General features: G+C 70.6%; 4 protein-coding genes. 1 reads left to right on the plus strand and 3 read right to left on the minus strand.

All coding sequences use genetic code 11. The features are described 5' to 3' along the window. The first annotated feature begins 414 nt into the window (after window positions 1-414). Window positions 415-789 (plus strand): hypothetical protein, encoded by a 375-nt coding sequence (locus VF697_RS40065; protein ID WP_331103552.1) that lies wholly within the window; start codon window positions 415-417, stop codon window positions 787-789. A gap of 3 nt (window positions 790-792) precedes the next feature. Here the strand turns inward: VF697_RS40065 and VF697_RS40070 are convergent, their stop codons facing one another. The 3 genes from VF697_RS40070 to VF697_RS40080 all read right to left on the minus strand — a co-directional run. After that, a complete protein-coding gene (locus tag VF697_RS40070; protein WP_331103554.1) occupies window positions 793-2,256 on the minus strand; it encodes a glutamate synthase subunit beta in 1,464 nt (487 codons plus the stop codon). 3 nt (window positions 2,257-2,259) lie between these two features. Further along, entirely contained in the window at window positions 2,260-6,816 is a 4,557-nt protein-coding gene (gene gltB, locus VF697_RS40075; RefSeq protein WP_331103556.1) for a glutamate synthase large subunit, read from the minus strand. A gap of 143 nt (window positions 6,817-6,959) precedes the next feature. Next, a partial coding sequence (locus tag VF697_RS40080; RefSeq protein WP_331103558.1) for an ATP-binding protein occupies window positions 6,960-7,511 on the minus strand: 552 nt, incomplete at its 5' end.

The raw sequence follows: 7,511 nt of genomic DNA on the forward strand, positions 1-7,511 counted from the left end.
CTGCTAGTCACCCCCAAGGCACACATCTCTGGCTCCGCAGAGTATTTGCGCTTCTCGTTCGAAGAAAAATCCGAATTCACAAAGATTTGGCAGGACTATCCCCGTCGTCGCATGGCTAGCCCTACGTTTTCTGAGCGCCCAACTCCGGCAGAGAACAATTGAGACATGAAAAGGCAATCCATCAGTAAGCATCCAGGCAATGCGCCGTCCAGGTCCGTCGTTTTCGAGGACGACGGACGCGTTCCTATAGATACCTGTTGGAGGGCGAGCGCATCGTAACGGACAAAATTTGCGGCCCGAGGCCAGCCGACTGGTGCTCGGGGTGCGCAGGGACTCGGCGGCGGAGGTGGAAGGCAGTGCCCCGCACATTGTGGACATCACCGTGACGCAGCGGCACATCCGGCGGTAGCGCTCATGAACTACAACTCAAACTTCGATGTGGCCTCTGTCATGGAAACTCTGAGAGCCGTGAACGAGAAGTACCAGGATGGCTCTCCAGAGGACGAAGCGCTCCGAATCGCCGCGGTAGCGCTGCTCTACGTCCGCGATAGCCAGAAGCTGGATGAGTACCGCGAATACTTTCGCAAGTTCTACATTCCCGCCATTGAATCAGTCACCGTCTCCCAGACGTTCGCAACCAAAGACGAGGCGGACGCGTGGCTCGCCAGTGGAAAGGCCAGCGAGGATGCGCTCGTCAAAATCGCTGGCCAGGGTTTCCGCGTCATCACCGCGCGGAAGGGAACGGGGCTGATGTTCCTCCGCACGCCCCTGCCGGAAGAAATGGAATAACACTCAGCCGAAGGCGGAGTCCTTGCCTCGAGTCGGCAGCACGGAGGCGCCCTGGGAGAGGTACGCGTCCACGGCCTTCGCCGCCTCGCGCCCATCCGAGAGTGCCCAGACGATGAGGCTCGCACCGCGGCTCGCGTCGCCCGCGCAGAACACGCCGTCCGCCGACGTGGCGAAGCCCGCGTCCACCTGCACATTGCCCCGAGGTGTGAGCTTCACGCCCAGCTCTTCCGCCAGCTTCCCGGTGTCCGGCCCCGTGAAGCCCATGGCCAGCACCAGCAGGTCCACCTCGTGGACCGTCTCGGAGCCGGGCACCTCCACCAACCGGGGCGCGCCACCCGCCTCCCGCTGGAGCTCCACCTTCACCGCGTGCAGCGCCTTCAGCCGGCCGTCCTCGCCCACCAGCTGCTTCGTCATCAGCCCGAACTCGCGCGCCCCCCCCTCCTCCTGGCTCGAGGACGTCCGGAAGACGAGCGGCCAGCGCGGCCACGGGTTGCTCTCGGTGCGCACCTTCGGCGGCGCGGGCATCAGCTCCACCTGCGTCACGCTCGCCGCGCCCTGGCGCAGCGCCGTGCCCAGGCAGTCCGAGCCCGTGTCGCCTCCGCCCAGGATGAGCACCCGTCGGCCCGCCGCGTCCAGCCGGGGCTCCCGCGTCGCCAGCCCCGCCACCACCCGGTTCTGGTGCTCCAGGTACTCCATCGCCGGCACCACGCCCGCCAGCTCGCGCCCGGGCACCTCCAGCTCACGGGCATGCCTCGCGCCCATGGCCAGCACCACCGCGTCGTACTGCTCGCGCAATGCACGGAAGCCCGGCTCGCGGCCCACGTCCACGCCGCAGCGGAACTCCACGCCCTCCGCCTCCAGCAGCTTCAGCCGCCGGTCCAGCACCGACTTCTCCAGCTTGAAGTCGGGAATCCCGTAGCGCAGCAGGCCCCCGGGCCTGTCGTCCCGCTCGTACACGGTGACGCTGTGCCCCGCCTGGTTGAGCTGCGCCGCCGCCGCCAGCCCCGCCGGCCCCGAGCCCACCACCGCCACGCGCTTGCCCGTGCGGCTCGCCGGAGGGCGCGCTCGCACCCAGCCCTCGGCGAAGGCGCGCTCGATGATCTCCTTCTCCATCTGCTCGATGGCCACCGGATCCTGGTCGATGTTGAGGACGCAGGCGGCCTCGCACGGCGCCGGGCACAACCGCCCGGTGAACTCGGGGAAGTTGTTGGTGCCGCTCAGCGCGAGGAAGGCCTCCTTCCACTTCCCCCGGTACACGGCGTCGTTGAACTCGGGGATGGGGTTGCCCAGCGGGCAGCCCTGGTGACAGAAGGGCACGCCGCAGTCCATGCACCGCCCCGCCTGCCGCTTCGCCTCGTCGGCGGACAGCGGCAGCACGAACTCGCGCGAGTCCCCCACCCGCTCGGACTTCTCCCGCTTGGGGGCGGGGACGCGCTGCCACTCCTGGAAGCCAGTCGTCTTTCCCATGGCTCAGCCCTCCCCCCCCACGACTTGGAGGCGCGGTGCCGCCGCCGGAGGGGGCCTGCGGGCCGCCCGGCGTGCCTGGAGCACGCGCTTGTAGTCGGTGGGCATCACCTTCACGAATTGCGGCACCATCAGCTCCCAGTTGTCGAGCACCCGTTGCGCCAGCGTGCTGCCCGTGTGGTGCAGGTGCCGCTCAATCATCCCGTGCACGAGCCAGATTTCCGACTCGTCCACCAGCGACTCCAGCTCCACCATCTCCAGGTTGCAGCGCTCGCGGAAGGAGCGCTCCCGGTCGAGCACGAAGGCGAGGCCGCCGCTCATGCCCGCGGCGAAGTTACGCCCGGTGGGCCCGAGCACCACCACCACGCCGCCCGTCATGTACTCGCAGCCGTGGTCGCCCACGCCCTCCACCACCGCCTGCGCGCCGCTGTTGCGCACCGCGAAGCGCTCGCCCGCGAGCCCGCGCAGGTACACCTCGCCGGCCGTGGCGCCATAGAGGACGGTGTTGCCCACCAGCACGTTCTCCTCGGGGACGAAGCGGGTGCCCTCGGGTGGGTGGACGATGATGCGCCCGCCGGAGAGCCCCTTGCCGAGGTAGTCGTTGGCATCTCCCGCCAATTCCAGCGTCACCCCGCTGGAGAGGAAGGCCCCGAAGCTCTGCCCCGCCGAGCCCTGCAACCGGATGCGCAGTTGCCCGTCCGGCAGCCCCCGCGCCCCGTACCGCCGGGCAATCTCCCCCGAGAGCATGGCCCCCACGGTCCGGTGCGTGTTGCTCACCGGGCGCACCAGCAGCGTGGGCGCCCCGCCCTCCAGCGAGGCCTTCGCATGCTCGAGAATCTCCCGGTCCAGGTGGTCCGACACGTCCTTCACCTGGGGCGTGTCACACCGCCGGACCTCGTCCTCGGACGCGCTGGGAGGCGACAGCAGCCCGGAGAGGTCCACCCGCTTCACCTTCCAGTGGTCGGACGCGGGCCGCTGCCGGAGCAGCTCCACCCGGCCCACCAGCTCGGCCAGCCGGCGCACGCCGAGGGCCGCCATCTGCCGCCGCAGGTCCTCGGCCACCATGAAGAAGAAGTTCACCACGTGCTCGGGCTTGCCGTGGAAGCGCTCGCGCAGGCCCGCGTCCTGCGTGGCGATGCCCACCGAGCAGGTGTTGAGATGGCACTTGCGCAGCATCACGCACCCGAGCGCGATGAGGCTCGCGGTGGCCATGCCGAACTCCTCGGCGCCGAGCAGTGTGGCGACGAGCACGTCCCGCGCGGTGCGCAGGCCGCCGTCCACCTGCACCCGGATGCGCCCGCGCAGTCCGTTGTGCACCAGCACCTGCTGCGCCTCGGCCAGCCCCAGCTCCCACGGCAGGCCCGCGTGCTTGATGCTGGAGAGGGGCGAGGCGCCCGTGCCTCCCTCGTAGCCCGAGATGACCACGGCCCCCGCTCCGGCCTTGGCCACGCCCGCGGCGATGGTGCCCACGCCCACCTCGCTCACCAGCTTCACGCTCACCCGCGCCGACGGGTTCACCGCCTGCAAGTCGTAGATGAGCTGCGCCAGATCCTCGATGGAGTAGATGTCATGGTGCGGCGGCGGCGAGATGAGTGTCACGCCCGGCGTGGACCAGCGCACCTTGGCGATGCGCTCGTCCACCTTGTGGCCCGGGAGCTGCCCGCCCTCGCCCGGCTTGGCGCCCTGGGCCATCTTGATTTGCAGCTCGGCCGCGTTGACGAGGTACTCGGTGGTGACGCCGAAGCGCGCGCTGGCCACCTGCTTGATGGCGCTGCGGCGCATGTCCCCGTTCTCGTCCGGCACATAGCGGCGCGACTCCTCGCCGCCCTCGCCACTGTTGGAGCGCCCGCCCAGCCGGTTCATCGCGATGGCCAGCGTCTCGTGGGCCTCGGCGCTGATGGAGCCGAAGGACATGGCCCCGGTGACGAAGCGCTTCACGAGCTCCGCCGCCGACTCCACCTCCTCCAGCGGCACGGGGGTACGGCCCTCCGTCACCACCTCCAGCAGCCCTCGCAGGTTGCAGTGCGCGCGAGACTCGTCGTCCGCCAGCCGCGAGTACTCGGCGAAGAGGGCCGCGTCGTTGGTGCGCGCCGCCTGCTGCAGCTTCGCGATGGTGGCCGGGTTCCACTTGTGCGTCTCACCCCGGCGGCGCCACTGGTACTGGCCGCCCACGGGGAGCTGCTCCAGCTCGAACTCCGACGCCTCGCCGAAGCCGCGCGCGTGGCGCTCGCGCACCTCGTGCCCCAGCTCCGGCAGGCCCACGCCCTCCACCCGCGAGGGCGTGCCCGTGAAGTGCCGCTCCACGAGCTTGCGCTCCAGGCCCACCGCCTCGAAGAGCTGCGCGCCTCGGTAGGACTGCAGCGTGGAGATGCCCATCTTGGACATCACCTTCAGCAGGCCCTCCTCGATGGCGTGGATGAAGTTCTCCTGCGCCTTCTCATGGTCCACCGGCAGCTCGCCCGCCTCCGCCAGGGCGCGCAGCGAGTCCAGCGCGAGGTACGGGTTGACGGCCGAGGCGCCGAAGCCGAAGAGACAGGCGAAGTGGTGCACCTCACGCGCCTCGGCCGTCTCCAGCACGAGGCCCGTGTACATGCGGATGCCGTCGCGCACCAGCCGCTGGTGCACCGCCGACATGGCCAGCAGCGCGGGGATGGGGGCATGGGCCGCGTCCACGCCCCGGTCGCTCAGCACGAGGATGCTCACGCCCGCGTCCACCGCCTCCACGGCCTCGGTGCACAGGCGCTCCACCGCCGCCTCCAGCGCGCCCTCGCCCCCGTCCACCGGGTACACGAGGCTCAGCCGGTGCGTCTCGAAGATGCCCTCGTTGCGGATGGCGGCCAGCTTCGCCAACTGCCCGTTGGTGAGGATGGGGCCCGGCAGCGACAGCCGGTGGCACTGGTCCGGCGTCTCCTCGAAGGTGTTGCCCTCCGGCCCCAGCCCCGTGGCGAGCGTCATCACCAGCGACTCGCGGATGGGGTCGATGGGCGGGTTCGTCACCTGCGCGAAGAGCTGGTGGAAGTAGTTGAAGAGCGTGGGCGCCTGCTCGCTGAGCACCGCCAGCGGGGTGTCCGTGCCCATGGAACCCGTCGGCTCCTTGCCGCTCTCGCCCATGGGCCGCAGCACCAGCCGCACGTCCTCGTCCGAGTAGCCGAAGGCGCGCTGCAGCCGCCACAGCTCCTCCCCGCCCAGCCGCGGCGGCGCGGGCACCGTGGGCAGGTCGTCGAAGGTGAAGACGTTGCGCTCGAGCCAGCGCCGGTACGGCCAGCGGGTGGTGATGTCGCGCTTCACCTCCTCGTCCTCGAGGATGCGGCCCTCCTCGGTGTCCACCAGCAGCATGCGGCCCGGGGTGAGGCGGCCCTTGCGGCGCACCTGCGCGGCGGGCACGTCGATGACGCCCGTCTCCGAGGCGAGGATGATGCGGTCGTCCTCGGTGACGAGGTAGCGCGCGGGGCGCAGCCCGTTGCGGTCCAGCGTGGCGCCGATGAGCTGCCCGTCGGTGAAGGCGATGGCCGCCGGCCCGTCCCACGGCTCCAGCAGCGCGCTGGAGTACTCGTAGAAGGCGCGCCGCTCGTCGCTCATCAGCGTGTGGCCCTCCCACGCCTCGGGAATCATCATCATCATGGAGTGGGGCAGCGGGCGCCCGCCCAGGCACAGCAGCTCCACCATGTTGTCGAACTGCGCCGAGTCGCTCTTCCCCGGGACGATGAGCGGGGCGAGCGGCTCCAGGCTGCCGCCGAGCCGGGCCGACTGGAGCAGCCCGCGCCGCGCGTTCATCCAGTTGCGGTTGCCGTGCAGCGTGTTGATTTCGCCGTTGTGCGCGATGTAGCGGAACGGCTGCGCCAGCTCCCACGTGGGGAAGGTGTTGGTGGAGAAGCGCGAGTGCACCAGCGCGAGCGCGCTGACGAGCTCGGGGTGCTGCAGGTCCACGTAGAAGCGCGGGAGCTGCCGGGGCAGGAGCAGGCCCTTGTAGATGAGCGTCTCGGACGAGAAGCTGGCCACGTGGAACTGGCCGTCCGGGTCCAACCCGCGCTCGCGGATGCGCCGCTCGGCCAGCTTGCGGATGCGGTACAGCTTGCGCTCGAAGGCGCTGGGCACCACGCGGCGCCGGGCCACGAAGAGCTGCCGGATGACGGGAGCCCCCTCCCGCGCCAGCCGGCCGAGGTACGAGGGGTCCACCGGCACGTCGCGCCAGCCGAGCACGCGCTGGCCCTCGTCGGCGGCCACCTGCTCCAGTGCCGCCTCGCAGGCGATGCGCGCCTCCGCGTCCGAGGGGAGGAACACCATGCCCACCGCGTACTGGCGGCGCGGCGGCAACGCGAAGCCCAGGCGCTCGCGCTCGAAGAAGCGGTGCGGGAGCTGCACGAGGATGCCGGCGCCGTCTCCTGTCTCCGGGTCCTTCCCCGCCGCGGCCCGGTGGCTCAGCCGGTTGAGCAGCTCCAGCGCATCCTCGACGATGCCTCGCGACCTCTCTCCCCGGATGTGGGCCACGAAGCCCACACCACAGGCATCGTGCTCGGTCTCAGGCTCATAGAGCCCATAGCGTTCCGGGCTTCGCTGCGACATCAGGGGCGCCCCTCTCGGCGAGTGAAACTGCGTAACGCGCGGAGTCTAATGCGTCGCGTTACACACCGGGAAGCAATCGACCGGACAGGGGCAACTCGGAGGCACCAGGAGCGGACAGCGGGGCAAGGGGATGGTTCAACGCCTCACGGAAGCATCAGGGCTTCCATCGGGACGTGCTCCAGGACGGAGACACGCTCCTGGGGCTGCGGCAGGCCCAGCGTGGCGCGCACGGCGGTGAGCAACTCCCCCTCGCGGTAGGGCCGCGCGCACGTGGCGGAGTCCGGTTGGGCCCAGGCGGGGCGGGAGGCCCCGGCCAGCACGATGGGGACGGGCCGGGCGCGAGGCAGCTCCGCGAAGGCCACCAGGAAGATGCCGAGCGGGCTGGGCGGGGCGCTCGCCGACAGCAGCACCAGGTCCACCGGCAGGTGCGACACCCGGCGCAGCGCCTCCACCCCCTCGTGGGCGGTGAGCACCTCGAAGCCCGCGGCGCGCAGGGCGCGCTCGGCCACCGCCTCCTGCACCTTGTCCTCGTCCAGCAGCAGCACCCGGCGGGGAAGCTGCCGCACCTCCTGCGCGGACATGCGCGGCAGGCCCAGGGTGAAGGTGGAGCCCTGGCCCTCGGCGCTCGCCAGCGACAGCGAGCCCCCGTGCATCCGCGCGATGGAGTGGCTGATGAAGAGGCCCAGCCCCAGCCC

Origin of the sequence: Archangium sp. (genome assembly GCF_036388035.1) — a bacterium.
In the GTDB taxonomy this organism is placed as follows: Bacteria; Myxococcota; Myxococcia; order Myxococcales; family Myxococcaceae; genus Archangium.

Coding starts and splice junctions, on each gene's coding strand:
- VF697_RS40065 (WP_331103552.1), top strand. CDS start 415: ATGAACTACAACTCAAACTTCGATGTGGCCTCTGTCATGGAAACTCTG.
- gltB (WP_331103556.1), bottom strand. CDS start 6,816: ATGTCGCAGCGAAGCCCGGAACGCTATGGGCTCTATGAGCCTGAGACC.
- VF697_RS40070 (WP_331103554.1), bottom strand. CDS start 2,256: ATGGGAAAGACGACTGGCTTCCAGGAGTGGCAGCGCGTCCCCGCCCCC.